The sequence below is a fragment of the Amycolatopsis orientalis DSM 40040 = KCTC 9412 genome (assembly GCF_000478275.1).
GTDB classification, from domain to species: Bacteria; Actinomycetota; Actinomycetes; order Mycobacteriales; family Pseudonocardiaceae; genus Amycolatopsis; species Amycolatopsis orientalis.
Map to the genome: position 1 here is coordinate 15,036 of NZ_ASJB01000074.1, position 25,440 is coordinate 40,475.

General features: G+C 70.1%; 23 protein-coding genes. 9 read left to right on the forward strand and 14 right to left on the reverse strand.

Going from position 1 to position 25,440, the window contains the following annotated elements; all coding sequences use genetic code 11:
* Positions 1–5: 5 nt before the first annotated feature.
* The 4 genes from L324_RS26435 to L324_RS26450 form a co-directional block, all read right to left on the reverse strand.
* Positions 6–443 carry an ATP-binding protein gene (locus L324_RS26435; protein ID WP_037314286.1) on the reverse strand — a complete coding sequence of 146 codons (438 nt, stop codon included), beginning with the start codon at positions 441–443 and terminating at the stop codon, positions 6–8.
* Positions 433–831, reverse strand: coding sequence for an STAS domain-containing protein (locus L324_RS26440; protein ID WP_037314288.1), 399 nt, complete (start codon positions 829–831; stop codon positions 433–435). Before L324_RS26440 ends, L324_RS26435 begins: the two co-directional genes overlap by 11 nt.
* The gene (locus L324_RS26445) at positions 828–1,697 is read right to left on the reverse strand and encodes an STAS domain-containing protein (protein WP_037314290.1); all 870 of its coding nucleotides are present in this window, start codon (positions 1,695–1,697) and stop codon (positions 828–830) included. The genes L324_RS26440 and L324_RS26445 overlap by 4 nt, the downstream gene beginning before the upstream one ends.
* A 71-nt stretch (positions 1,698–1,768) precedes the next feature.
* Entirely contained in the window at positions 1,769–2,257 is a 489-nt protein-coding gene (locus tag L324_RS26450) for a MarR family transcriptional regulator (protein ID WP_081736476.1), read from the reverse strand.
* Between the two features lie 134 nt (positions 2,258–2,391).
* On the opposite strand from L324_RS26450, the gene L324_RS26455 reads away from it, so the two are divergent.
* The gene (locus L324_RS26455) at positions 2,392–3,612 is read left to right on the forward strand and encodes a PP2C family protein-serine/threonine phosphatase (RefSeq protein WP_037314293.1); all 1,221 of its coding nucleotides are present in this window, start codon (positions 2,392–2,394) and stop codon (positions 3,610–3,612) included.
* Between the two features lie 15 nt (positions 3,613–3,627).
* Here the strand turns inward: L324_RS26455 and L324_RS26460 are convergent, their stop codons facing one another.
* Positions 3,628–4,572 (reverse strand): anti-sigma factor RsbA family regulatory protein, encoded by a 945-nt coding sequence (locus L324_RS26460; protein ID WP_037314296.1) that lies wholly within the window; start codon positions 4,570–4,572, stop codon positions 3,628–3,630.
* 351 nt (positions 4,573–4,923) lie between these two features.
* Here L324_RS26460 and L324_RS26465 point away from each other — a divergent pair, with 351 nt between their 5' ends.
* A complete protein-coding gene (locus tag L324_RS26465) occupies positions 4,924–5,751 on the forward strand; it encodes a class I SAM-dependent DNA methyltransferase (protein ID WP_051174109.1) in 828 nt (275 codons plus the stop codon).
* Here the strand turns inward: L324_RS26465 and L324_RS26470 are convergent.
* A complete protein-coding gene (locus L324_RS26470) occupies positions 5,714–6,160 on the reverse strand; it encodes an ANTAR domain-containing protein (RefSeq protein WP_152547006.1) in 447 nt (148 codons plus the stop codon). The genes L324_RS26465 and L324_RS26470 overlap by 38 nt on opposite strands.
* Before the next feature lie 561 nt (positions 6,161–6,721).
* On the opposite strand from L324_RS26470, the gene L324_RS26475 reads away from it, so the two are divergent.
* Positions 6,722–7,465: a GAF and ANTAR domain-containing protein gene (locus L324_RS26475; RefSeq protein ID WP_063624620.1), complete on the forward strand. Its 744-nt coding sequence runs from the start codon at positions 6,722–6,724 to the stop codon at positions 7,463–7,465.
* A 71-nt stretch (positions 7,466–7,536) separates the two neighbouring features.
* Here L324_RS26475 and L324_RS26480 read toward each other — a convergent pair whose 3' ends face one another.
* The 3 genes from L324_RS26480 to L324_RS26490 form a co-directional block, all read right to left on the reverse strand.
* Complete coding sequence (locus tag L324_RS26480) at positions 7,537–7,968, reverse strand: Hsp20/alpha crystallin family protein (RefSeq protein WP_037314298.1); 432 nt, start codon at positions 7,966–7,968, stop codon at positions 7,537–7,539.
* Between the two features lie 123 nt (positions 7,969–8,091).
* On the reverse strand, positions 8,092–8,439 hold the full coding sequence (locus tag L324_RS26485; protein WP_152547007.1) for a hypothetical protein: 348 nt from the start codon (positions 8,437–8,439) through the stop codon (positions 8,092–8,094).
* Positions 8,440–8,537: 98 nt separating this feature from the next.
* Positions 8,538–9,749 (reverse strand): saccharopine dehydrogenase family protein, encoded by a 1,212-nt coding sequence (locus L324_RS26490; RefSeq protein WP_037314306.1) that lies wholly within the window; start codon positions 9,747–9,749, stop codon positions 8,538–8,540.
* A 30-nt stretch (positions 9,750–9,779) separates the two neighbouring features.
* Between L324_RS26490 and L324_RS26495 the strand changes: the two genes are divergently transcribed.
* A complete protein-coding gene (locus tag L324_RS26495) occupies positions 9,780–10,382 on the forward strand; it encodes a TetR/AcrR family transcriptional regulator (RefSeq protein WP_037314310.1) in 603 nt (200 codons plus the stop codon).
* Positions 10,383–10,690: 308 nt separating this feature from the next.
* On the opposite strand, the gene L324_RS26500 is transcribed toward L324_RS26495, so the two are convergent.
* The 4 genes from L324_RS26500 to L324_RS26515 form a co-directional block, all read right to left on the reverse strand.
* The gene (locus L324_RS26500) at positions 10,691–11,596 is read right to left on the reverse strand and encodes a hypothetical protein (protein ID WP_235783661.1); all 906 of its coding nucleotides are present in this window, start codon (positions 11,594–11,596) and stop codon (positions 10,691–10,693) included.
* 126 nt (positions 11,597–11,722) lie between these two features.
* The gene (cydD, locus tag L324_RS26505) at positions 11,723–15,178 is read right to left on the reverse strand and encodes a thiol reductant ABC exporter subunit CydD (RefSeq protein WP_037314315.1); all 3,456 of its coding nucleotides are present in this window, start codon (positions 15,176–15,178) and stop codon (positions 11,723–11,725) included.
* Complete coding sequence (gene cydB / locus L324_RS26510; RefSeq protein ID WP_037314318.1) at positions 15,175–16,194, reverse strand: cytochrome d ubiquinol oxidase subunit II; 1,020 nt, start codon at positions 16,192–16,194, stop codon at positions 15,175–15,177. The genes cydD and cydB overlap by 4 nt, the downstream gene beginning before the upstream one ends.
* A gap of 29 nt (positions 16,195–16,223) precedes the next feature.
* Positions 16,224–17,627, reverse strand: a complete 1,404-nt coding sequence (locus L324_RS26515) for a cytochrome ubiquinol oxidase subunit I (RefSeq protein WP_037314321.1) — start codon at positions 17,625–17,627, stop codon at positions 16,224–16,226.
* A gap of 243 nt (positions 17,628–17,870) precedes the next feature.
* Between L324_RS26515 and L324_RS26520 the strand changes: the two genes are divergently transcribed.
* The 5 genes from L324_RS26520 (at position 17,871) to L324_RS26540 (ending at position 23,936) form a co-directional block, all read left to right on the forward strand.
* Positions 17,871–18,842 (forward strand): Acg family FMN-binding oxidoreductase, encoded by a 972-nt coding sequence (locus L324_RS26520; protein ID WP_037314324.1) that lies wholly within the window; start codon positions 17,871–17,873, stop codon positions 18,840–18,842.
* Positions 18,839–19,417, forward strand: a complete 579-nt coding sequence (locus tag L324_RS26525) for an Rv1733c family protein (protein WP_051174112.1) — start codon at positions 18,839–18,841, stop codon at positions 19,415–19,417. The genes L324_RS26520 and L324_RS26525 overlap by 4 nt, the downstream gene beginning before the upstream one ends.
* A 78-nt stretch (positions 19,418–19,495) precedes the next feature.
* Positions 19,496–20,371, forward strand: coding sequence for a nitroreductase family protein (locus L324_RS26530; protein WP_081736478.1), 876 nt, complete (start codon positions 19,496–19,498; stop codon positions 20,369–20,371).
* A gap of 122 nt (positions 20,372–20,493) precedes the next feature.
* On the forward strand, positions 20,494–21,402 hold the full coding sequence (locus tag L324_RS26535) for a universal stress protein (RefSeq protein ID WP_037314333.1): 909 nt from the start codon (positions 20,494–20,496) through the stop codon (positions 21,400–21,402).
* On the forward strand, positions 21,399–23,936 hold the full coding sequence (locus L324_RS26540) for a cation-translocating P-type ATPase (RefSeq protein ID WP_037314336.1): 2,538 nt from the start codon (positions 21,399–21,401) through the stop codon (positions 23,934–23,936). The genes L324_RS26535 and L324_RS26540 overlap by 4 nt, the downstream gene beginning before the upstream one ends.
* Before the next feature lie 179 nt (positions 23,937–24,115).
* Here the strand turns inward: L324_RS26540 and L324_RS26545 are convergent, their stop codons facing one another.
* A complete protein-coding gene (locus tag L324_RS26545) occupies positions 24,116–25,354 on the reverse strand; it encodes an MFS transporter (RefSeq protein WP_051174113.1) in 1,239 nt (412 codons plus the stop codon).
* Positions 25,355–25,440: the final 86 nt, after the last annotated feature.

Sequence of the window (25,440 nt, forward strand, 5' to 3'; positions counted from 1 at the left end):
GCCGATCATGGTTTCCAGCGCGTGATCGTGACGGTCGTGCCCCGGCCAGGGGCGGTCTCGAGGTGGAATTCGTCGACGAGACGGCGGGTGCCGCCGAGTCCGTGACCGAGCCCGGCGCCGGTGCTGAACCCGTCGGTCATCGCCTGCTCGACGTCGGAGATGCCGGGGCCGTTGTCGCGGACTCGCAACCGCAGCCCGATCCGGCCGCGTTCGTCACGCGGCACGGTGATCGTCATGACCCCGCCGCCGCCGTGGATGTAGGCGTTGCGGACCAGCTCGCTGGCCGCGGTCACGATCTTGGTCTGGTCGACGATGGAGAAGCCCACCGCGACCGCGCCGGACCGCACGGCGTGCCGCGCGGTGAGCAGATCCTCTTCCACCTGCACGACGTGCTCGCGGGCCGGGACGGCGGGCGCGGCGCCGGTGAGTTCGTCAGGGAGCATGAGGCGCCTCTTCGGCGGCCTCGACCGGACGGCGCCAGCCCAGCAGCTCCATGGCCTGCTCGGCGTTGAGCGCGGTCCGGACGCCGGTGAGCTGCAGTCCGAGTTCGGACAGCGTGATCGCGACGGCGGGGCGCATCCCGGCGACGACCATCCGGGCGCCGAGCAGGCGACCGGTGTCGGCGAGCTGCATCAGCACCCGCGCGACGAAGGAGTCGATGATCTCCAGCCGGGAGATGTCGATGATCACGCCGCGGATGCCCTCGTCGGAGATGCGGGCGGTGAGTTCCTCGGTGAACCGGAGCGCGGTCTTGTCGTCCAGATCGCTGAGGAGCCCGGTGAGCAGGACGTCTCCGAGCCGGAGGATCGGCAGGCCCTCCTGGGCGTTCACCCGGTCACCGCGGCGGGACGGGCGTCGTCGCCGATCAGCCGCATCGCGGTGGCCAGCGCGTCGGCGAGGGTGCCGCGCGTGACGATATGCGACAGATCGATGCCCAGCTGCGTGATCGTCTGGGCGATCGACGGGCGGATACCGCTGATGACGCAGTCGGCGCCCATCAGCCGGACCGCGCTGACGGTCTGCAGCAGGTGCTGCGCCACCGCCGTGTCCACTGTGGACACCCCGGTGATGTCGATGATCGCGACGCGGGCCTCGTGGGCCTGGATCGCTTCCAGGAGGTTGTTCATCACCACCTGGGTGCGCGCGCTGTCGAGGGTCCCGATCAGGGGCACCGCGAGCACGTGCCGCCACAGCCGCACGACCGGCGTGGAGAGTTCGAGCATCTGGTCGTGCTGCTCCCGGATGATGTGCTCGCGTCCGTTGGCGTAGATCGCGAAGGCCAGCACCCCGGCGCTGTCGAGCAGGTCGGTGACGAGCAGCGCCGCCCGGTAACGCAGTTCGGCGTCGTCGGTGCGCCGTTCGATCGCGGACAGCATCAGTCGCTTCAGCGACAGGATCGCCATGGCGGTGGCCGAAGGTTCCGCGCCGGTGCGGGCCCGGTGCTCCGACAGCGAGGTCAGTGCGTCGCGGACCGCGTCGTCCCGCGCGACGATCCGGCCCGCGGCCACCGTCGTGTTCAGCGCGGCCCGCAACGCTTCGAGTAGTTCGGCCGCTTCACGGCGAAGATCCTGTTCGTTGTGTGGCGCGACGGCGGTGTCCAGCTGATGCCGGACCCAGTCGGCCACCAGCGTGGCGTGGTCTTCGTCGAGAGTCCGGCTCAGCAGTTCGCGTACTTGGGCGTCGTCCGTCCCCGGCACCGTGTCCTCCTGCGGTCGGGGCGCGCTCTGCTGTACGCCGATCAACAGTTGTCATATAACAACGATTGATCCTACTCGGGCAAGGCCGAACCTTCAGGATGGGCCGGTTCCCCCGCGGCGATCCCCTGGTATTCCCGCAGCCCCGCCGCCAGCGCGGCACGCCCCTCCGGGGTCATCTTCTCGAGCACCGACTGGACGTTCTCGCGTCGCTGGGCGCGAAGTTCCCGCAGGTAGGCGCGGCCACGCAGGCTCAGCCGCAGGGTCAGCTCCCGGCGGCTGCGGGAGCTGGGCAGGCGTTCGAGGAAGCCGACCGCTTCGAGCCGGTCGCAGAGGCGGCTCACCAGCGGAGGGGTCGAATCGAGCAGTTCGGCCAGCGCGCGCAGGTTCAGCCCATCGTGGTGGTCCAGCGCGACCACCGCACGCAGCTGGGCGGTGGACAACGGCCGCGGGGACACGTCCCGGACCTGCTCGACCACGAGTCCGAAGAGGTCGGGCAGGTCGAACTTCGCGGCCTCGCCTTCCGGCGCGGGCTGCTCGCGGGACCGATCCACAGGGTCCACTGTGGCATCCCTATGCTCATTCCTGCAGCACAGCTCACGCGAATCGCCGTAGACCGGCACGCCGGAGCGGCGCAGACTCAACAGAACCACCGTGCGCCGGACGGTGCGCGATCCGGGTGAGCGGGAGGCAGGCGTTGGACAGATCCCTGGCCGTGGAGCGTCTTTTGCGGGATGTCCCGCCCCATGACCTGCCCGCGGCCCTTCGCTCGGTCTTGGCCGAACATTTCGGCGCGCTGTCGGTCGAGCTACTGATGGCCGACTACGCGCTCACCGAACTGTGCCAGGTCAGCACGCTGCCCTACACCTGCGACCCGATCCCCGTCGACGGCACCGTTCCCGGTTCGGCCTTCGTCGCGCAGGCCGCCACGTTCGAACAGGATGGCGCGAAGGTGACCGGATACCTGCCGGTCAGCGTCCGCGGTGACCGGCTCGGCATCCTCGCGGTGACCCTTCCCCAGGAACCGGAACCGCCCGTCTGGGCCGAACTCGAGCGGTTCGCCGAAGCGCTGGCGCATGAGCTGTTCGTCGCCGACCGCGACACCGACCTCTACATTCAGGCCCGCCGTTCTTCGCGGCTGACGCTGGCCGCGGAGATGCAGTGGCAGCTGCTGCCCGGACGGGCCTGCACCCGCGCCGAGTTCGCGCTCGGCGGCCAGCTCGAACCCGCCTACGCGATCTACGGCGACTGCTTCGATTGGTCCGCCTCCGCCCACAAACTCGCCGTCACGCTCATCAACGGCATGGGTGAAGGCAGCGAAGCCGCGCTGCTGACGAACCTGGCCGTCAACGCGTTGCGCAACGCCCGCCGCGCCGGGGTCACGCTCGACGCCCAGGCCGAACTCGCCGACCAGGCGATCTACGCGCACTATCGCGGTTCCCAGCACGTCGCCGCGCTGCTGCTGGAATTCCACCTCGCCACCGGTTCGGTGGAAGTCGTCGACGCCGGCTCGCCGCGGCTGTGGCGGCTCCGGGACGGCAAGGCCGAGCGGGTCGAGTTCGAGGAGCAGTTGCCACTCGGCACCTTCGAGGACACCGCCTACGCGTCCCACCGGTTCCAGGCCGCCGACGGGGACAGGTTCGTGTTCGTCAGCGACGGCGTCTACAACGCTGTCGGTCCCCATGGCGAGCGGTACGGGGACCAAGAGTTCGGCGACGCGGTCGTCGCGACCGCCGATCTGCCCGCCGCGCACGTCCCGGGGTCCGTACTGCGGGAGCTGACCACCCGCCGCCACGGCAAACAGGCCGAGGACGACGCGATGGTGGTCTGCCTGGACTGGTTCGGGCCGACACCGCGGCCGGACTCCGCCGGGCCGTCGATGACGGTGGGACTGGCGGGTGCGCCGGGGCAGGACTGACCCGGGCCCCGGCGGTCAGTCCGCCAGGTAGGCGAAGCAGGCGCGGACGGTGGTGCCGAGCGGGCCGGTGTGGACGCGGACGAGGTCGGCCAGGTGGTTGACCAGCAGCAACCCACGGCCGCGCAGCTGCCCGACGGCGGCGGGCCGCCGTCCGGCCAGCGGGTCGGTCAGGTGCCCGGCGTCGCTGACCTCGCAGACGAGCTGGGTGGGCTCCGGCCAGATCCGCAGCCGTCCCCGCCCGCCTCCGTGGTCGACGCTGTTGGCCAGCAACTCGGCGACCACGAGTTCGACGTCGCCGCCCCGGTCCGGTGAGAAGCCCGCCTGCCGTGCCTGCGCACGGGTCACGGCGCGGGCGTGGGCCTGTGACGCCGCGTCGCCCGCGATGGAATCGAGTGTGGTGGATGTCGCCGGTTCGGGCAGCGGCGTGTTGTACTCGGCGATGACGCGCTGCGGGGCGTATCCGGCGCTGACGCGTTCGCCGGTGGCGTCGATCAGGACGGGATGGGTGACCTCGGCGTCGGCCAGGGCGCGGGCGTCCAGCCGTGCGGTGTCGTACGGGCAGAGAATGGTGACCTCGCGGCCGGTGAACGCGAAGTTGATCAGTGCCTCGTGCTGGGCGCAGGCCGGGTACTCCAGTTCGGAACGCCCGGCCCAGATCGGTTCGCCGATGATGCGGACCCGCCGTGCCGGATGGGCGTCGGCGAACGCGCGGAGGACGCCGGGGATGATCCGGCCGGGGTTGCGGCCTTCCTTGGTCATGTCCAGCAGCCGCACTCGCTCCGCGTCCCCGCCCAAGGCGGTACGCAGCAGCTCCAGGTTGGCGCCCGGCACCGACACCGCGACCGGATCGCTCGCCGCCAGGCCATCGAGGATGAACGGCACGGTGCCCGCCAGGTACTCCTCCGGATCGCGGTAGAACAGCGCCGGATGGACGAACGGGTCGGTGGTGGCCGCGCTCATCGCGACCCCGTTCTCGGTGTGCCCACGTCCGTCCCCCTGATCACCGGTTCCCCCGGTCTGCCCGGGTGGTTCGGGAGTACCCGCGACCCGGTCTCGTTATGCGCCACTCCACCGCGGCTGTGTCGAGGATCGTAGGGAGTGTGTCAGACAGCGGTCGAGGCGGTCGGCCGGATCGCCGATGGCGGCGCGACGGCAGTCGCTCCACATCGGTGAGGCCGATACGGGACGAGTGTTCGCGGAGGAAACGTTCAGGCCGATGGAGAGCGCGATGTATGTCCTTTGTGGACGTGAGTTCGCGTGACCGGAAAAGGGAATGCGGCGACGACGGTGCCGGGCGTAGCGTCCGGAACCATGCGCACGAACAGCTCCGAGACCGTGGAGCCGGGAGACGACCCGGCGGACGGCTGGTTCCCGGAAAGTGTGGCCGCGACCTACGACGATCCGGGCGGTGCGAACGCGCCCGAAGTGGTGACGCCCATGGTGGACGTCCTGGCGGAGCTGGCCGACGGGCCGGTACTGGAGTTCGCGGTCGGCACCGGGCGGATCGCCGCACCGCTCGCGGCGCGCGGGGTGCGGGTGAGCGGCATCGAGCTGAGCCGGGCCATGGCGGCCCGGATCGCCGACAAGCCGGGAGGCGACGCGGTCGACGTCACCATCGGCGACATGTCGACGACGCGGCTGCCCGGCCGGTTTTCGCTGGTCTATCTGGTGTTCAACACGATCGGCAACGTGACCACGCAGGACGCCCAGGTCGACGTCTTCCGGAACGCGGCCGCGCACCTGCGGCCGGGCGGCCTGTTCCTCATCGAGGTGGGGCTGCCGGGCGTGCGCGGCCTGCCGCCCGGGCAGGACATCGTGCCGTTCGCGGTGGCGCCCGGCCGCGACGGCGGCGGCTACGTCGGATTCGACCAGTACGACGTCGTGACGCAGGAGTTCACGTCGAACCACGTCACCGTGTCACCCGACGGGAAGGGGCGGTTTCGCCGTATTCCGTTCCGGTACGCCTGGCCCGCCGAGATGGACCTCATGGCGCGCATCGCCGGGATGACCCTGAAGTACCGCTGGGCGGGATGGGACCGCTCGGAGCTGACGGCCGACAGCACCAAGCACGTCTCCGTCTGGGAAAGGAGCGAGGACGGGCTCACTCCTGGTGCGGGTCGAACCGCGACTGCCGGATGATCACGGCCCGCGCGACCTCCGTGATCGGTAGCTGACGGCTGTAGGCGTGCGCGCGCAGGCGCATCAGCGCGTCCTGGAGGCTGATGTCGAGGCGGGCGGTGAGCATGCCGGTCGCCACGTGCACGTCGTCGTAGTGTCCGGCCGTGTCCTTGCGTGCCCACAGCGCGAGCTGATCGTCCTCGCCGGAACTGTCGGCGAGCAGCGCGGTCGTGGAGAGGTCGGCCAGTGCGAGCGCGTCGGTCAGCTCGTCCGGGCTCAGCGAGCCCGTCTTGCGCCGACAGAGGGTCAGGGTGCCGAGCCGGATCGCGCCGAGCCCGAGGGGGAACGCGAACGCGGCGTGCGCGCCGTTCGCCGAGGCGCTGTCCGCGAATCCCGGCCGGCGCTGCTCGTCGAACGTCAGATCGCTCACCAATATCGCCCCGCCGGCGCGGAAAGCCTCGACGCCGGGCCCGTCACCGGCGGTGAATTGCAGCTCCTCGAGTGATTCGGCCCAGTCGTCACTCGAGGCGATGAGTTCCTGTTCCTGGTCGGCCCTCCGCAGGGAAATGGCGGCACCGTCGACCTCGATCCAGCCCGAGCCCGGCTCGCGGTAGGGAATCGACGGGCGACAGGATCATTGGACTACCGCCGGGCGGCCTTCGCCATCCTGGCACGCCATGAGTTGCCCGCCGCCTATCTGCCGTCTCCGAGACCGTTCACTGGCGAAAGCGAAGTGTTTCGCTTTCGATTCACAGCGCCAACCGCGTGATTGCGCTTGCCGGGTCACACTGTCGATCCTTAGGATTTTTCGTCTGTGCCGCGGTTGAGCAGAAGCCGTTGCCACGTATGCGAGATCTGAGGTGCTGTGCCCGTGGCCATTCGACAATTCCGGGATGAATGTAAACGGTGACCCGGAATAGCGATCATGGGTGGTTCGGCAGCCGACGCGCCAGGCGCCTTACTTCGTCCTGTGCGGTGGAGAAAGGAATTCATGAGACGAGAACAGCGCTTGGCCGACGCCGTGGTCGAGCTCACCGACACACTGGTGAAGGACTTCGATGTCACCGATCAGGTCACCCTGTTGGCCGAGCGATGCACCGAATTCGTCGACGTCACCGCCGCCGCGGTGATGGTGGCTTCGGAGGAGGCCGGACGATGGACATCGGCGACGGCGGGCGCGTCCGCCGACCTGTTCGACGTGCTCACGCTGGCGCGCCTGGAAGGACCGGTTCTGGGCAGCTATCGCACGGGAGAGCCGGTCGGCCCGATGGGTTTGACCGGTGCGAGCCGCCGCTGGCCCGCCTTCGCGGCCGCTGTCCAGCGGGTCGGCTACCGGCAAGTGTGTTCGGTGCCGATCCGGCTGCGTGAAGAGGTTCTCGGTTCGGTGCTGCTCCTGCATTCGGAGGCCGACCTGATGCCGGCGTCCGAAGTCCGGTTGGTGCAGACGCTCGCCGCCGCGGCCGCCATCGGTCACGTGCACGAGCGTGAGGTCCGCGGCCAGTCCGTCGTGGTCACGCAACTGCAGACCGCGCTGCACGGCCGTGTCCTGATCGAACAGGCCAAGGGAATCCTGGCCTCGCGGCTCGATACCGACGTCAACGCCGCCTTCGAGCTCATGCGCGGTCACGCGCGCCGTCATCGGCGGCGGATCCTCGAAGTCGCCCGTCACGTCGTCGAAAACCGGGCGCTGCCGGACTTCCCCTCGAAGAAACCCGGGTGCTCCCACGCGCGCTGACCCGGAGACGGCGGGTCCCGGAGAACCATGCCCGTGGGGGTGTCTCCGGGACCGTGGTGGCTCGGTGAGGGTCAGGCGTTGATCTGTTTGGATTCGTCGGTGGCGTTGATGGTGATCTTGCGCGGCTTGGCGCGTTCGGCGACCGGGATCCGCAGGGTCAGTACCCCGGTTTCGTAGTCGGCCTCGATGCTGTCCGGGTCGAGTGTCTCGCCGAGGAACAGCTGCCTGCTGAACGTTCCGTGGGGCCGTTCGGCGACCTCGAACTCCGCGTTCTCGCCGGCGCCGCCGTGGCGTTCGGCCTTGACCGTCAGCACGTTCCGCTCGACGTTCAGTTCGATCGACTCCGGCCGCACGCCGGGCAGGTCGAACGCGACCACGTAGTCGTCGCCGGTGCGGTAGGCGTCCATCGGCATCGTCGCCAGGCGGGCCGCTGTCCCGGTGGCGCCGAGGAACTGCTGGGTCAGCCGGTCGAGCTCCCGGAACGGATCGGTACGCATCAACATCTCACAGTCTCCTTTCACACCGGTCAGAACTTCGGTCAGCCGGGATCGGCCCGCCTCCTGCCGATCCGGGACAGAGTGATGCCCGCCGCGGCGCGCGGGCCGCGGCGGGCGGGATCCGAGTCATCAGTCGAGGAAGGAATACGGGGGCGACCGTTCCCGGGCCGGTGCTCTGGCGGCTGTCGCCCGAATGCCAGGGTGGGCCCCGCGTCGCGGGCCTGGTCGGCGGGTGGCCCCGGCCGCGCGGTCGCCGCGTGCTTCCGAGTGGTGGTCCGGTGGACGGCGCGGGGGAACGCGGCGCGGTGCCGAGCGGTCGCCGAAGTTGGCGGCGACGATCGCGTCGAACTCCGTCCTCAGCCAGCCGGGATCGGCGCAGACCAGTTCGACGAAACCGGTCTGGCGCTCCACGGGCCGGCGGCCCGCGATGCGGAGAACAGCCGAATCGTGCATCTCGATCACTTCCCGAGTCCCCACCGCAAGGTCCTGATCGGATACTTTTCTTATAGCTCTAACCATAGATTGTGTCAAGAGATGAACGCAGACAATCTATGTCGTTCAGGTGAGCTTGCCGCTCAAGGAATCATCAGGGCGGTCAGTAGCGACGTGTCGAAGGCTTGCTTGTTCTCCAGCTCGCTTGCCCAGCTGGTCGTGGTGGCGGTCATCCGCGCGGGCGGCGGGCTCCCGATGCAGTGCGCGGCCAGCGCGGTGAAGAAGTCGTCGGGGTCGATGAGGGTTTCCTGGGTGTGCACCCCGGGACGGCGGGCGGAGGGGATGAGCAGTGCCGACACCGCCAGCGGAACACCGGTCGCGGCGGCCATGGTGAATCCCGGTGTGTTGGCCAGGATCGTGGCCGCGATGCCGGGACTCCCGTGCCGGATGCCGGTGGCCACCGCGAAAAGCGGCGGCGGAGTGCCTTGTTTGAAGATGTCGCTCGTGGTGGAGGACAGGAGTCTCTCCGCGCGTTCGAGTAGCCGCGCGGCGCGATCGAGGGTCAGCGCGCCGGCGTCGATGAACCGCCGCAGAGCCGCCAGGAGAGTGAGCGCGGCCTTGTCCCCGACGCACACGTTGGTGCTCTCGCGCAGGGTGGGGAAGGCGCGGTGCAGGGTCACGGCCTCGGGATGTCCGACGGTGCGCCCGGTCAGGGTGCCGAGCCCGGGGTGGATCCATTCGACCTTTTCGAGTGCGGGCCGCCTGACCAGCCGTCCCTCGCGCAGCATGGGGATGGTGCCGCTGATCTGTTCCATCATGTGCACGACCGCCGCGCTGGGGCCCGTTCCGCTGTGCGGGGTTTCCGGCGGCGCCGCGCCGATGTTCCAGCCGGTGAGAATCGTTTCGATCGTGTCGAGTTCCCGTGCCGCGCGCACCGCGAGCATGCTCGCGATCCCGGGGCTGGCGCCCGTGCCGATCAGGGCGCACACCCCGGCGGCCTCGGCTTGTTCGCCGAGTTCGAGCATGCGCAACGTCGGCTCCGGATCGTCGCAGATGTCGACGTAATCGCAGCCCGCCTCGATCGCCGCGGTCAGGATCGGTACGCCGAACCGGAAGAACGGGCCCACCGTGTTGACGACGAGGTCGAACCCCCTCATCGCGGTGACCAGCCCGGCGTGGTCCGTCGCGTCGGAGCGTCGTGCCGAAACCTTGGCGCCCAACGAGTCCGCTACCGCGGTCGCGCGCGACAGGTCACGGTCGGCGATGACCACTTCGGTCACGGAGTCCGCGGCGGCCAGGACCGCCGCCGCGGCCGCCCCCATCTCCCCGGCGCCCCCGAGCGCGAGAACTCGCATGCGATCACCCTCTCTGGTATATTTACTGTCATGACAGTAAATCAAGTCGGCCGTCCGAGCAAGGCGAAGGAGCGGATCCCGGAGATCCTTCGAGCGACGGCCGAAGTGGTGACGCGGGAAGGGCTGGCCGGGGTGACGTTCGCGAAGGTCGCCGAGGTGGCGGGAATGCAGCGCACGTTGGTACTGCACTACTTCGGGTCCCGTGACGAGCTGATCGGCGCGTTCATCGAACACGCCGTCGGGGCGATGGGAACGGAGATCTTCCGCCGTGATCCCGGTCTGCCGCTGCGCGAGCGGGTCGTCTCCCTCTTCGCGCCGGGGGCCTACCGCACCCACGAGGATTTGGTCGTGTGGACGGAACTGGTGGCCTTGGGCGCGCGCGACGAAGAGGTGCGCAGGCGCTTACGCGACCTGTGGGCCGAGCTGTGGCTGCCCGAGCTGGAAGCCTTGCTGGCCGCGCACTTTCCCGGCGCGTCCCGCGATGAGGTCGCGGACACGGTGTACGCGCTGGTGTGCCTTTTCGAAGCGCACTGGGCGTTCAGCATCCAGGGTGTCGTCGACGAGCGCCGCCGTCGTCAGGCCGAACGTGCGGCGCTGCTGATTCTGGACCAGCTGGCGACTCCGGAGCGCTGAGGTCGCGCTCCAGTCCTTTTTGTGTCCTTTGTGGACATAAAGTGGCGGGCGCTCTGGAAGGACCTGGTCGTGAGTGGTAAGTGTCGTTAGAACGACACTTACCACTCACGACCAGGTCCTCAATCCTCCACGCTCGCGCATGCCCCGTCCGTCTTGCCGAAGGGGCCTTTCGTCTCATCTCACGCGGCGAAGGGCGCTTTCCCTGCATGCGATGCGGGGAAAGCGCCCTTCAGCCCCGAGCCACGACCAGGTGGGAAAAGGCTCACGGTGGCGTACATACTTCGGGAGTTCGCCGGACAGGACCAGGGTCAAGCCGTGCAGTTCTTGGGTGAAGTCACACTGACCTTGGCGCCGGTGAACTCCTCGATGATCGCGATGTTTTCCGGCGCGTAGTTCTTGGCGACGATCTTGTCCACGTCCGCACTGCCGAGTTTTGCGGCGTAGGACGCGGATTGATCGAGCCAGTACGCCGACCGGAGGAATTCGATGAGCACCAGATCGCGCAATGCGGGTTCGGCCTTGATCTTGGTCCAGTAGTCGGCGTGCTTGGCCTTGGCCGTGCGCAGATAAAGCAGGAGATACCGGATGTTGGTGGCGACGATGTCCCGGGAATTGCTCGCTCCCACGCCCTGGATGTATTCGGCGACGACCGTCGCCGCGGGCAGTCCCATGAGCCCGGCGTTCAGTTCGGCGAGGACGCCTTGGAGACGATACGTTCCCTGCTGCGCGTCCCGCAGATAGATGTCATCCATGGACGAGGTGAGTTTGTCCGTGATCAGCGGCAGGATCTCGCGCCGGGGGAATCCGCCGTGCAGGGGGACCTTCATCGCCTTCTGGGTAGCGTTGATCCACGCGGACATGGAGACGTCCCAAGACGTTCTCGAAGGATCGAGGTCCCACATGTGGGTTTCTTCGTGGATCGCCACCATCAGGGATTCGGCCAGCGCGTTGAAACTCGTTTTGTCCACGAACTGGCTGAAATACTTGTCCTTGGCTTGGGCGATCGCGAGGCCTTCGCCGCTGGGCCACCGTCGCTGATAGACGGCCTGGATCGTCTGCAACCATTTCGAAGACTGGAAAGCGGCCTTGATGTCGCTGACATCGGCCGTGGGTCGCACGGGCTCCTGGTAGCAGAAGGGGGCACTCGGAGCGGGTTGCGCGGCGGCGGCGATGGGGGCCTGGACGAGGGACAAGGCGAGGCAGGCGGTCAGCAAGGAAACACGGTATTCGCGGCGCATGTGAACCTCGGTTCCCGGTAGGACTTCCGTGGTCGAGAACGGCAGTGTCCCCTACCCGGCGCCATCGCCTCAATGATATCGCTTCGCACGGGACTGGATGGCCTAGGTGTTACGGCGGCGTACGGGGGATTCCTCCGGTCGCGCGGAGCTGAAGGGCCCTTTCCCCTCATGCGATGCGACGAAAGGGCCCTTCGCCGCATGCGATGAGGGGAAAGCGTCCTTCAGCTCCACCGTCGGGAGCGTCGGGAACTCCGACGGCCGGTGGGAGACGATCAGCGCCGAGCGGCTTTCGGTCGCCGCCAGGAGATCCGCCGCCAGCACCGCCGCGGTGGGTGCGTCCAGATGGGCCGTCGGCTCGTCGAGCAGTAGGAACGGACGGTCCGACAGCAGGGCGCGGGCCACGCCGATGCGCTGCCGCTCTCCACCGGACACCGGCGTGCCGTGCGCACCGAGCGCCGTGTCCAGCCCGTCCGGCAGGGCGGCCAGCCAGGAGCCCAGCTGTGCGAGATCGAGCGCGACGCGCAGGTCCTCGTCGGCCGCGGACGGCCGGGCCAGCCGGAGGTTCTCGCGCAGTGTGCTGTCGAACAGGTGCGTTTCCGGTCCGCACCAGGCGATCTGGTCCCGGAGGGAGTCGCCGCTGTAGGCGCGGGTGTCCACGTCGTCGAGCAGGACGCGCCCGCTCGACGGGACGAGATACCGCATCAGCGCCGCGATCACGGTGCTCTTGCCCGCTCCCGATCGGCCCGTGAGCACGAGACGCCGTCCTTCGCCCACCACCAGATCGAGATTCCGGACCGCGTCGCGACGCGCGTGCGGCCACCGCACCGAGAGCCGGTCGGCCGCCAGTTTCGTCGAGGGCGGCGCGGTCGCGGCGGAACCGGATTCGGTGTGCGGCGCGGGAATCGTGTCCAGGTCGGCGAGCCGCCGGGCCGAGTGGCCCGCGCCGATCAGCCGCTGCGCCGCTTCCGGCAGGCCCGCCACCAGTTCGGCGGTCGCGAGCGGGGTCAGGGCCAGTACGGCCAGCGCGGGCCCGGGGATCGTCCCCGCGCGCACCGCCAGGATCCCGAGCGTGAGGCAGGCCAGGCAGGTGAGACCGACGCCGAGGGTCGCGAGTCCGGCACCGAGTCCTCGCCGCACCGCCGACCGGCGGGAGAGATCCGTCAGCGCGGCGTCGATCTCACGCAGGCGGAGATGACGGCGGACCGCGGCGTCATGGACGATCAGATCGGCCGAGGCCTGCAGCAGCTCGACCGTCCCCGCCGTCAAGTCGGCGCGCAGCCGCGCGGTCGTCCGCTCGGCGCGCCGGGCGAACCACGCGGTCGCCAGTGGGGCGAGGACGCCCGCGACGAACAGCCCGACGGCGGCCGCGGCACCGGCGCCGGGCAGGATCACGCCGAGGGTGATCGCCGTCCCGGTCAGGACGGCGAAGGTCGAGACCCCGGGGACCAGCCCGCGTACCAGGACATCCTGCTGACTGTCCACATCGGACACCAGGCGGTGCAGTAGATCGCCGCGGCGCAGCCTGGCGCTGCCCGCCGGGCCGATCCGGACGAGCTGAGTCCACACCCGCACCCGGAGTTCGGTCAAGGCACGCAGGGCGACGTCGTGCGACAGTAGCCGTTCGATGTAGCGAAGAACGCCCTTGGCGATGCCGAACGTCCGCACCGCGACGATCGCCACCATCAGGCTGAGCACCGGGGGATGCAGGGCGGCGCTCGCGATCAGCCAGGACGACGTCGCGGTCAGCGCGACCCCGCAGCCGAGTGCGGCCGTGGCGGCCAGGCAGGCCAGCGCGAGCCGCCATCGATGCGGCCGTACGGCGTCCAGCAGCGGCCTCCACTTCGGACCGGGACCGTCCACTGTGGCCGGTTCGTGGTCCGGGACGACGATGGCCTGGCGAGTCGTCGTGGGCTCTTTCGCCGGTGGTGTCCCGGTTGTCGCGGACCGGGCCGGGGTGCCCAGGGTGATGACCCGGTCGCAGCGGGCCAATACCGCCGGGTGGTGGCTCACGATCACCGCCGTCCGCCCGGCGAGCACCCGGGGCAGCCGGTCGAGGATCGCGGCCTCGGTTTCCGCGTCGACGCCTTCGGTGGGCTCGTCGAGCAGGATCAGCGGCCGGTCGAGCAGGACGGCCCTGGCGAGCGCCACGCGTCGCCGTTGCCCGGTGGACAGGCCGGCGCCGAGTTCGCCGACGACGGTGTCCAGCGGGACATCGAGCGCGGCGGAATGAGCCGCCGCGCGCACCGCGTCGTCCGTCGCGTCCGGAGAGCCGAGCCTGATGTTCCCCGCCACGGTCCCGGCGACCAGGCGGGGCCGCTGCGGCACCCACGCGAGACGCCGGTGCCAGGTCGCCCGCCCGATGTCGGCGAGGTCGACGTCGCCGGCCATGACCCTGCCTTCGTCGGGGCGCCGCCAGCCGAGCAGCAGGTCGAGCAGCGTCGACTTACCGGCTCCGCTCGGTCCCGTGATCCCGACGACCTCGCCCGGCCGCACGCGCAGGGTGAATCCGTCGAGGATCGGCCCGGACCGGCCCTCGACCGTGACGTTCTCGCAGCTGATGGGCAGGGTCGCGAGGTCGGGAGCGGGACGGGTACCGGTGTCGCCGGACCGGGTGCCGGCGAGCGCGATGATCTCTTCCGCGGCGGCGAGCCCCTCGGCGCTGTCGTGGAACCGGGCGCCCACCGCGCGCAGCGGCAGATAGACCTCGGGCGCGAGGATGAGGACGACCAGCCCGGTCCGCAGGTCCAGTTCACCCGCCAGCAGGCGGAGCCCGATCGAGACGGCGACGACCGCGACGGACAGCGTCGCCAGCAGTTCGAGCGCGAGCGCGGACAGGAACGCGACGCGCAAGGTGCGCAGGGTCTGGGTGCGGTACCGCTCGGTGATCTCCCGCAGCGAGCGGATCTGCGCGCGGGCCCTGCCGAACGCGGTCAGCTCGGCGAGTCCGGCGACGAGGTCGAGAAAGTGGTTCCCCAGCAGGGAAAGCGTCTTCCACTGCCGCCGGACGTCACGTTGGGTGTAGAGGCCGATGAGGATCATGAAGACCGGGATCAGCGGTACCGTGAGACCGACGATGGCCGCGGCGACCCAGTCGGCCGCCAGAATCCGCACGCCGATCACCAGCGGCACCACCGCCGCGATCAGCAACTGCGGCAGGTACCGCGAGAAGTAGCCGTCCAACCGGTCGACGCCGTGGGTGGCCAGCGCGGCGATCTCCGCGGGGGAGCGCTCCGCCCGCCGGGGCCCGATCCGCAGCGCGGCCGCGATCACGGTCTCCCGCAGCTGGGAGAGCGCGCGGGCGGCGGCCCGGTGCGCCGTCGTTTCGGAAAGCCAGGCGATGCCTGCCCTGGCGAGTACGACCAGCAGCAGCATCCCGAGCGGGATCAGCAGTGCCCGCGGCGAAACGCCGTCGAGGAACGCCCACGTGATCGTCTTCGACAGCAGCTCCGCCTGGGCGAGCACCAGCATGGCGGTGAGCACGCCCAGGACGGCGCAGGCGAGGACGAACGGCCGGACCGCGCTCGCGTGGCGGAGCAGCCGAGGGTCGAGTGGCCTCATCGGCGTGCCGTGGGAAGGCCGGAGTGGGCGGGGATCGAGGCCCGGCTGATGCGCTTGCGGAACACCCAGTACGTCCACGCCTGGTAGGCGAGCACGATCGGGGTGAACACGAGGGCGACCCAGGTCATGATCCCCAGCGTGTACGGCGTCGACGAGGCGTTGGTGGTGTTCAGGCTGAACGCGGGGTCCGTCGTCGACGGCAGCACGTTCGGGTAGAGCGACCAGAACAGCGTGAAGGTGACGGCGATGATCGCGCCCGAGGTGCAGCCGAACGCGAACCCGTCCCGTTCGGTGGTGGCGAAGAGGACGCTCGCCGCGAGGAGCACGGCCGCGACGGCCGAAGAGAGCCACGCCCATCCGCCGTGCTGCAGCGCGGTGAAACCGAGGAACCCGCCGCCGAAGACGATCGCGGCGGCGCCGAGCGCCCTGGCGAGGGTCCTGGCCCGGTCCCGGAGCGCGTCGGTCGTCTTGAGGGTCAGGTACACCGCGCCGTGGAAGGTGAACAGGGTCAGCGTGGCCAGTCCGCCGAGCAGCGCGTACGGGTTGAGGAGGGTGAAGAACGACCCGGTGAAGTGATGCTGGGCGTCGAGCGGGACACCGTGCACGATGTTGCCGAAGGCGACACCCCACAGCAGGGCCGGCAGCGCCGAACCGCCGACGATGACCCAGTCCCAGGTGGCACGCCAGCGCGCACTGTCGATCTTGCCGCGGAACTCGAACGCCACCACGCGCAGGATCAGCGCCACGAGCACCAGCAGGAGCGCCAGGTAGAAGCCGGAGAACAGACTCGAGTACCAGAGCGGGAAGGCGGCGAACGTCGCACCTCCCGCGACGAGCAGCCAGACCTCGTTGCCGTCCCAGACCGGGCCGATCGTGTTGATCAGCACGCGGCGCTCGGTGTCGTCGTGGCCGAGGACGCGCAGGAGCGTCCCGACGCCGAAGTCGAAACCTTCGAGGACGAAGTAGCCGGTCCAGAGGACCGCGATGAGCAGGAACCAGATGTCGGTGAGGGCCATGACGGGTCTCCAGTTTCGGTGCGGCGGCTTCAGTAGGCGAAGGCCGCCGGACGCGGCTCGTCGGAATCGGTGTCCTCGGTTTCCGGCGCGGCAGGCGGAGGAGGCCCGGCCTTGGCGTAGCGGACCATCAGGTAGCCGTCGACGACCGCGAGAAGGCCGTAGAGCACGGTGAAGACGATCAGCGAGGTCAGCACGGTGCCCGCGGAGACCGTCGGTGACACCGAGTCGGCGGTTTTGAGCACCCCGAACACCGACCATGGCTGCCTGCCCATTTCGGTGAAGATCCAGCCGACGCTGTTGGCCAGGAAGGGAAGGGCGATCGCGGCGGTCGCGGCCGGGAAGAACCAGCGTGCGCGCGGCATCCGGTCGCGGCGGAAGAGCCAGAGACCGACGATCGAGATGAGCAGGCAGAGGAAGCCGAAGCCGATCATCAGCCGGAAAGTCCAGTAGCTGACCGGGATGTCCGGCCGGTACTCGCCGGGCCCGTACTGCCGTTGCTCCGCGGCCTGGAGGTCGTTGATCCCTTCGACCTCGCCGTCGAAGCTGCCGGTGGCCATGAAGGAGAGCAGACCGGGCACGCGGATGCTGAACTTCTCCTGCGAGCCGTCGAGTGACCCGATGGTGAACAGCGAGAACGACGCGGGCGCCATCGTGTCGTAGAGCGCCTCGGCGGCGGCCATCTTCATCGGCTGCTGCTCGGTCATAAGCCGGGCCTGCAGGTCACCGGTGAGGATCACACCGACACTGGCGATCAGCACCGTGATCAGCCCGATCTTCATCGACGGCCGGTAGACGTCGGTGTCGCGCCGCCGCTTGAGCTGCCAGGCGCTGATCCCGACGACGAACATGCCGGCGGTGAGGAAGCACGCCGTGATGGTGTGCGCGAACGCGCCGACCGCGGTCGAGTTGGTGAGCACGGCGCCGAAGTCCTTCAGCTCCGCCCGCCCGGTGGCCTGGTTGATCTCGTAGCCGACCGGATGCTGCATCCACGAGTTCGCGGCCAGGATGAAGTAGGCCGAGAGCACCGTGCCGATCGAGGCGAGCCAGATGGTGGCCAGGTGCAGCTTCTTCGGCAGCTTGTCCCAGCCGAAGATCCACAGGCCGAGGAACGTCGACTCCATGAAGAACGCCAGCAGGCCCTCGATGGCCAGTGGCGCGCCGAAGATGTCGCCGACGAACGTGCTGTAGTCCGACCAGTTCATGCCGAACTGGAACTCCTGCACGATGCCGGTCGCCACGCCCATGGCGAAGTTGATGAGGAAGAGCTTCCCCCAGAACTTCGTCATCCGGCGGTAGCGCTCGTCGCCCGTGCGGACCCAGACCGTCTGCATCCCGGCGACCAGGAAGGACAGTCCGATGGTCAACGGGACGAAGATGAAGTGGTACACGGTGGTGATCCCGAACTGCCATCGGGCGATGTCCAGGGCGTTCATCCGGTTCTCCTCGCGCGGACGATGGTGACCAGGGCAGCATCCGGCCTCCCGGATACCCGGCGAGAGGGTCCTTGGTCCCGTCCGGGACGGCCACGGGTCCCGCCTGAGCCGGGAATCCACAGTGGACTTTCGAGCGGCCCGCCGCCGGGTGCCGAAGGTCCCGGGCAGACCGGGCCAACGGCCACTGCCGCGACACCTGCCCGGAGACGGAGGCTGGAAGCCTACGAAGGCAGGAGCGGTCCGATGGTCCTCACTCAGTCCCCGGCCGTCGCGGCGGCGCTGGACGCCGCGGTGCGCGCGCCGTCGCCGCACAACACCCAGCCGTGGATCTTCGAGCTGGCGCCGGACATGATCGACGTCGTACTCGACGAACACCGGGTACTGGACGCCTGCGACCCCGAAGCGCGGGAGGCGCGGCTGGCCTGCGGAGCGGCGGTTCTGAACCTGGAACTCGCCCTCGCGGTGGCCGGACGGGCCACCGAAACCGAGTTCGCGCCCGAGCGGGCCAGGCCGGCCCTGCTGGCCCGGGTGACCCTCGGTCACCGGCACCGGCCCACCGTGACCGAACGACGTCTCGCCGCGGCGATTCCGCGGCGCTACAGCAATCGCCGTCCCTTCGCCGATCAGGCGGTGCCACCCGGCGTGCGCACCGCCGTCCGGGAGGCGGCTCGCGAAGAAGGCTCGCACCTCGTCCTGCTGGACGAAATCGGTTCACTGGAAGCGGCCGCGGCTCTCATCCGCCGCGCCGACCATCTCCAGATTCACGACGGTGCCTTCCAGGACGAACTTCGCGCGTGGACCCGGCGGGCGACCGGGGAGGACGGGGTCCCCGCGTTCGCGGGCGGGCCGAGGTCGGCGGGCGGATTGCTCCCGACGCGGTACGTCAGCGAGGACGGGGCGGAACGCGCCTTCGAACGGGATCCACTGGTCGCGGTGCTGACCACGCCGAACGACGCGCCGATGTCCCAGGTCCGCGCGGGGCGTGCGATGCAACGGGTTCTGCTCACGGCGACGGATGCCGGGCTGAGTGCTTCGTTCTGTTCGCAGCCCATCGAGATCGCCTCCGCCCGCGCCGAACTGCGCGCGCTGCTCGGCGGCACCGATCACCCGCAGACCGTGTTCAGGCTCGGCTACGGCTATCCAGGGGTGCCGACCCCACGCCGTCCCGTCCACGCCGTCACCCGTCACGTTGGCACAGAACGGAAGACATCATGACAGTGCGCACGCGGTTGCTCTGCCTGAAGCGGAATCCGCTGATCCGGCGGTCAGACCGGCTTGAAGCCGTTTTGCTGATCGGCGCCGTTTTGCTGGCGCTCGTGGCGATCCCGTTCGCCGCCGCGGCGGGCTCCGAAGCCTACGCCGGAGGAGTCCGGCGTGCGGCCGAAGAGGCCGCGGCCCGTCAGGAGGTGACCGCCGTGCTGGTGGCGGACGCCCCGCCGGTACAGGTGCGGCTCGACGGGGTGCCCTTGACGGAGAAGGTCGAGGCCGTCGCCCGCTGGACCGTGCCCGGCGGGCCGGTCCGGGAGGGCGTGGTGACCGTGGAAGCCGGTTCGCCGGGCGGCGGCGAGGTGCGGATCTGGCTCGACGCGAAGGGGCACGCGGTCGAGGCGCCCGCGACGGTGGACGACGCCAAGACCTTCGGTGTCGGCGTCGGGACCGGCCTGTGGCTGGGATGGATCACCTTGCTGGCGACGGTCTTCTTGGCGTGCCGCTCGGCGCTCGGCCGCGGCCGAGCCGCGGCGTGGGAGCGTGAATGGCGCCGGGTGTCCCAGGACTGGACCGTCGCCTGACGACGAGATCCGTCGACGAGTGCCTGTGTCCGGCGCCGGCAGGCTCGGTGGGGGCGTGCTGTGGGAGAAGGTCCGCGAATGCCAGATCTGATCGAGCGAATGTGGTCCGACGGGGAAGTGGAGGTACTGGCGCGCGCGGTGATCCGCGCACCCTCGGTGCACGGTAGCCAGCCGTGGTCCCTGAACCTGCCGGAGCGGCGGGCGGAACTGAGCGAACGGACCGATCTCGGCCTGCCCGAAGGTGTCCTGTGCGGCCGTGATCGGCTCTTCTCCTGTGGAGCCGCGTTGGCGAACCTCATCCTGGGCGTCCGGGTGCTGGGCTGGGAAACCGACGTGCGCGTGCCGGCGGGGGAGGCGCCGCTCGTCGCCGTCGTCAGCGCCGCCGGGCGGGGAGCACCGTTGGACGGCGAACTGCACGCCTACACCGCGATCTCGCGCCGACGGAGTCACCGCCTTCCCTTCGCCTCGATCCCGGTCGCTCCCTCGACACTCGAGTCGGTCATCGGGCACCTGCCGCCGGGTGTCGCCTGCCGCGTCGTCCGGGCCGGTGAAACGGGAATCCTCGCGGCACTGCTGGAAAAGGCCTCCGTAACGGACCGGGACGACTGGGGTGCCGACGGACTCGCCCGGTCCGGTTACGGCGACGCGCGTCCACCGTGGGCCGGTCTGGTCCGGCGGACGATCGTGCTCCCGGATGCCCGCACCCTGGCGCACCGGCCGCCCGTCGAGACGATCGTGATCTTCTGCACCGAGCACGACGATCGGGTACGCCAGGTCCGGGCGGGCGCGGCGATGCAGCGGTCCTGGCTCACCGCCGTCGACCGGGGGCTGGCCGCGTCGGTACTGACCCGGCCGTTGCACGAGGAACCCGTCCGGGACCGGTTGACCGCGGAGCTGTCCTTGCCCGGGATTCCCCAGCTCGTCATGCGCCTCGGCTATCCGGCCGGGATCTGACTGTCCATAGTGGACGACGTAGGTCGAAGGTCCCGGCCGTCGGTTACCAACGCCGCTGCTCTCCTCGTCCGTTCGTTCGTAACGTGCGAAGTAGTTGCCGAAATCTGATGGGGTGAATCGCTATGCCGGAACATTCGGAGCACGGAGTGGTCGTCGGGGTCGACGGCTCGGAGGCCGCTTTGAGGGCGGTCCGCTGGGCCGCGAAGCAGGCACACCGTCGCCACGCGGAACTCACACTGGTGCACGCGATCGACGACGAGGCGCTCAGCCATCCGAGGCCGATACCCACGCGGGAGAACCTCACGGAGATGATCCGGCAGCGCGGCCACCGGCTTCTGCGGAAGGCCCGTGACGCCGCCAAGGAGGTCGCTCCGGACGTCCCCGTGTCGTCGGTACTGCTGCACGAACGACCGGTGATGGCGCTCAAGACGGCGTCCGAGAACGCGGATCTGCTGGTGCTGGGTACCGAGGGCTTACGTCCGCTGGGCAGGGTGCTGGTCGGGTCGGTGTCCATCGCGCTGGCGGCACGGGCGGCCTGTCCGGTCGCCCTCGTACGACCGCATGTCGCGGACGAGATGCCGCCGGAGACCGGGCCGGTCGTCGTCGGTGTCGACGGGACACGAGCGAGCGAAGCCGCGCTCGCGCTCGCCTTCGAAGAGGCGTCCTGGCGGCGGACCGGGTTGATCGCCCTGCATTGCTGGGACGACGCGTTCCTCTCGGCGGTGTTCGAGGAGACGCGCTGGACCCTGGATCGGTCCGACATCGAGGAGCGGGAGCAGGAGGTGCTCGCCGAACGGCTCGCCGGCTGGCAGGAGAAGTATCCCGACGTGCGCGTCGAGCGGGAGGTCGTGCGAGGCCGCCCTGCCGACGAACTGCTCAAGCACGCCGACCGGGCGCAGCTTCTGGTCGTGGGAAGCAGGGGACGCGGCGGGGTCGCCGGGATGCTGCTCGGCTCGACCAGCCAAGCGGTGATGTCCTACGCCCTATGCCCGGTGATCGTGGCCCGCGAGGCCGGGGACCGGGACCGGTGACCGACGCCGCCGTGGTCCGGGATTCCGAGGGCCTCACCACGGCCGAAGCGGCGGCGGCGTTGCGCCATGACGGGCCGAACACTCTGCCCGCCGCGAAAGGGCGGAATCCGTTGCTGACCCTGGCCGGGCAGATGGTGCATTTCTTCGCGCTCATGCTCTGGGCGGCGGCGGGGCTGGCCCTGGTGGCCGGGATGCCGGTGTTGTCGATCGCGATCGCGGTGGTCGTGGTGCTCAACGGCGCGTTCTCGTTCGCGCAGGAGTACCGGGCGGACCGGGCCGCGGAACGGTTGCGGGATCTGCTGCCGGTCCGGGCGACCGTCCGCCGGGACGGGCGCGCGGTCGTGGTGGACGCGGCCGAGCTGGTCGTGGGCGACGTGGTCCTGCTCGAGGCGGGGGACCGCGTCTGCGCGGACGGGCGGCTGGCGGAACACGGGCTGCTCGCGGTGGACGAGTCGATGCTGACCGGCGAGAGCCGTCCCGTGCACCCGGAGATGGGCGGCTCGGTCTTCGCGGGCACATATGTGACCGAGGGCCATGGGGTCGCTGTCGTGACCGCCACGGGTGCCCGGTCCCGGCTCGCCGGGATTTCGGCGGTGACCGCGAGCGCGGTGCGTCCGAAGAGTCCTTTGGCCACCCAGTTGCATCGTGTGGTGCGGCTCGTGGCGTTGATCGCGGTCGCGGTCGGCGTTGTCTTCTTCGCTGCCGCATTGGGTCTCGGCCGCACGGGCACCGAGAGCTTCCTGTTCGCGATCGGGGTCACGGTCGCGCTCGTTCCGGAAGGGCTCCTGCCGACCGTGACCTTGTCGCTGGCGCGGTCGGCGCAGAAGATGGCGCGCCGCAACGCTTTGGTGCGCAGGCTCGAATCGGTGGAGACCCTGGGCGCCACCACGTTCATCTGCACCGACAAGACCGGCACGCTGACCCGCAACGAGATGTCGGTCGTCCGGGTGTGGACCCCGGCCGGAACGGTCGAAGTCGCAGGGGAGGGCTACCGTCCCACCGGCGAGCTGACCGGCACTCCGGCCGCGGTGCGGGCGGCGGCGACCCTCGCGGACTCCGCCGCCCGGTGCTCACCGGACGCGCACGCCGTGGAGGAGGCAGGCGGCTGGCGGCCGGTGGGCGACCCGATGGAGGTGGCGCTGCACGTCCTCGCCACACGCGCCGGGGTCGCGCCGCCGCCGTCGCCGCTGGAACGCCGTCCCTTCGATCCGCACCGGCGCCGGTCGTCCGTCACCGACGCCGACGGGATCCATGTCTCAGGGGCGCCGGACACCGTTCTGCCCCTGTGCGGCGAGGTTCCCGGCGCGGCCGAGGCCGTCGCCACGTTCAGCCGCGCCGGGCTCCGGGTGCTGGCGGTGGCACGACGACGCCAAGCGTCCACAGAGGACGGTGAGCGTGATCTGGACCTGTTGGGCCTGGTGGGGCTGGAGGATCCGCCCCGGCCCGACGTCGGCGCCGCGATCGCGTCCTGCCGTCGTGCGGGGATCCGGCTGGCGATGGTGACCGGCGACCATCCCGGGACGGCCGAGGCCATCGCCGCGGAGGTCGGGCTGCTCGGGCCGGACCGGCTCGTGCTGGAAGGCAGGAACCTGCCCGCCGACGACGAAGAACTCGGCAGGCTGCTCGACGTCGACGGCGTGGTGATCGCCAGGGTCGCCCCGGAGGAGAAGCTCCGGATCGCGAAGGTCCTGCAGGCACGCGGGCACGTCGTCGCGATGACCGGCGACGGCGTCAACGACGGTCCGGCGCTGCGGACGGCCGACATCGGTGTCGCCATGGGCGCTTCGGGCAGCGACGTCGCCAGGGAGGCGGCCGACCTAGTTCTCCTCGACGATCATTTCGGCACCATCGTGGCCGCCGTGGAACTCGGGCGGGCGACGTTCGTGAACATCCGGCGGTTCCTGACCTATCACCTGACCGACAACGTCGCCGAGCTCACGCCGTTCGTCGTATGGGCGCTCGCGGGCGGGCAGATCCCGCTCGCCATCACCGTCTTGCAGGTGCTGGCGCTCGACATCGGCACCGATCTCCTGCCCGCCGTCGCGCTCGGCGCGGAACCGCCCAACCGGCGCACGATGGAGGGGCCCGCCAAGGGCGGTTCCTTGATCGACGGCAGGCTGGTGCGCCGGGCTTTCGGCGTACTCGGCCCCGCCGAGGCACTGGCGTCCATGGCGGCGTTCCTGCTGGCCCTGCTCGGCGGTGGCTGGTGGTTCGGCGAGACTCCGGACGCGGCCCTCCTCGCGACGGCGTCCGGCACCGCGTTCACCGCGATCGTTCTCGGCCAGCTCGCGAACGCGTTCGCCTGCCGGAGCGAAGCGCGCTGGATCGGCCGGATCGGTTTGCGGGGGAATCCCTTGCTGTGGCTCGCGATCGTGTTCGAACTCGCGATGCTGGCGGTGTTCCTCCTGCTGCCGCCGCTGCCGGGGCTCCTCGGGGGCACGGTGCCGAGCCCGCTCGGCTGGGTGCTGGCCTTCGCCGCCGTCCCGGTCGTCCTGCTGGCGGACACCGTGCACAAAGCAGTGCGTGCCCGGTGACGTCGGTCCGCAAAGTCTCGTGAGTGGTAATGACGGTTAGAACCGTCATTACCACTCACGAGACTTGACCTGGGCCTTCACGCGCATTGCTGGTGTCTGTGGGGGACGTGTGGGCGGCGATCGGATCGACCGCCGCCCACGTCATCCTCGCCGCTCGGCCCTTGCCGGCAGCGGACTCGTCACACCCGCCGCGGGGTCAGCCGCCGGTCGGCACCCTGGTGGGTACGCAGCGAGCGACGGGCGGCGGTGGCGGTGAACACGAGGGCCGCCGCGGCGACCGCGGCCAGCGCGGCGAGACCGAGCGCGTAGGAGCCATAGGTGCCGTAGAGGGCGCCCATGATCAGCGGCGGGATGAATCCGCCGAGGCCTCCCGCCGCGCCGACCACGCCGGTCACCGAGCCGACCTTGTTCGCCGGAGTGAGCAGCGCCACGAGCGCGAACACCGCGCCGCTGCCCGCGCCGAGCGCGGCCGCCATGGCCAGGAAGGCGATCGTCCCCAGCGGCATCAGGTCCGGCGCGAACGCCTGGACGGCGGCGCAGGCGCTGACCACCGCGAAGACCGCGCCCAGCACGCGCACCGGACCGAACCGGTCGGACAGCCAGCCGCCCACCGGACGCATCACGACGGCGAACAGCACGAACCCCGCCATACGGTTGGCGGCGTCGGCCTGGGCGAGGCCGTAGCCGGCCTTGAGGTAGGCGGGCAGGTAGACCGAAAAGGCGACGTAGCCGCCGAAAGCGATGGCGTAGAGCGCCGAAGCCTGCCAGGTCACGGAAAGCCGGAGAGTGTCACGCAGGCGGCGAGCCAGCGGCTCGGTGGGCACCGTCCGTCCCGGCGCGTCCCGCAGCAGTACTGCCGCGACGACCGCGTACAGGGCCAGGACAGCGGCGGTGACCAGGAACGGCGTCACCACCGCGCCCGCCTTCACCAGCGGTACGGTGGTCAGCGCGCTGATCGCGGTGCCGCCCATCCCGGCGCCGAAGACGCCGATCGCGAGCCCGCGTCGCTCGGGCGGGAACCAGGCGTTGACGAACGGGACACCGACCGCGAACGACGTGCCGCCGAGACCGAGGAAGAAGCCTCCGACGAGAAGCGCGGTCAGCGACGAGTGCCCGGCGAGGCCGAGGAACAGCACGGGCACGATCGTCAAAGCCGAGATCACCGGGAACATCACGCGTCCGCCGTACCGGTCGGTCAGCGCGCCGACGGGGATCCGCCCGAGCGAGCCGACCACCACCGGCACCGCGACCAGCAGAGCCTGCTGGAAAGCGCTCAGCCGCAGGGAATCCTTGAACAGGGGCCCGAGCGGGCTCAGCAGCGCCCACGCCCAGAAGTTGATCGCGAACCCGGCGGTGGCCATGCCCAGCATCAGCATCCGGCCGCCGGTCTTGACCGGATGGTCTTGTGTCGAGGTCATCGGCGTCTCATTCGTGTCGTGCGGTTTCGGCTTCGCCGGACGGCGAGCAAGTTCAGCGTCGCGGACCCGCCGTCGCCGCGAACTGA

Bases quoted from the DNA above. Each gene is read 5' to 3' on its own strand.
- L324_RS26435 (WP_037314286.1), bottom strand. From the start codon at position 443: ATGCTCCCTGACGAACTCACCGGCGCCGCGCCCGCCGTCCCGGCCCGC.
- L324_RS26460 (WP_037314296.1), bottom strand. From the start codon at position 4,572: ATGAGCGCGGCCACCACCGACCCGTTCGTCCATCCGGCGCTGTTCTAC.
- L324_RS26465 (WP_051174109.1), top strand. From the start codon at position 4,924: ATGCGCACGAACAGCTCCGAGACCGTGGAGCCGGGAGACGACCCGGCG.
- L324_RS26475 (WP_063624620.1), top strand. From the start codon at position 6,722: ATGAGACGAGAACAGCGCTTGGCCGACGCCGTGGTCGAGCTCACCGAC.
- L324_RS26480 (WP_037314298.1), bottom strand. From the start codon at position 7,968: ATGTTGATGCGTACCGATCCGTTCCGGGAGCTCGACCGGCTGACCCAG.
- L324_RS26490 (WP_037314306.1), bottom strand. From the start codon at position 9,749: ATGCGAGTTCTCGCGCTCGGGGGCGCCGGGGAGATGGGGGCGGCCGCG.
- L324_RS26495 (WP_037314310.1), top strand. From the start codon at position 9,780: ATGACAGTAAATCAAGTCGGCCGTCCGAGCAAGGCGAAGGAGCGGATC.
- cydD (WP_037314315.1), bottom strand. From the start codon at position 15,178: ATGAGGCCACTCGACCCTCGGCTGCTCCGCCACGCGAGCGCGGTCCGG.
- cydB (WP_037314318.1), bottom strand. From the start codon at position 16,194: ATGGCCCTCACCGACATCTGGTTCCTGCTCATCGCGGTCCTCTGGACC.
- L324_RS26515 (WP_037314321.1), bottom strand. From the start codon at position 17,627: ATGAACGCCCTGGACATCGCCCGATGGCAGTTCGGGATCACCACCGTG.
- L324_RS26520 (WP_037314324.1), top strand. From the start codon at position 17,871: ATGGTCCTCACTCAGTCCCCGGCCGTCGCGGCGGCGCTGGACGCCGCG.
- L324_RS26525 (WP_051174112.1), top strand. From the start codon at position 18,839: ATGACAGTGCGCACGCGGTTGCTCTGCCTGAAGCGGAATCCGCTGATC.
- L324_RS26530 (WP_081736478.1), top strand. From the start codon at position 19,496: ATGCCAGATCTGATCGAGCGAATGTGGTCCGACGGGGAAGTGGAGGTA.
- L324_RS26535 (WP_037314333.1), top strand. From the start codon at position 20,494: ATGCCGGAACATTCGGAGCACGGAGTGGTCGTCGGGGTCGACGGCTCG.
- L324_RS26545 (WP_051174113.1), bottom strand. From the start codon at position 25,354: ATGACCTCGACACAAGACCATCCGGTCAAGACCGGCGGCCGGATGCTG.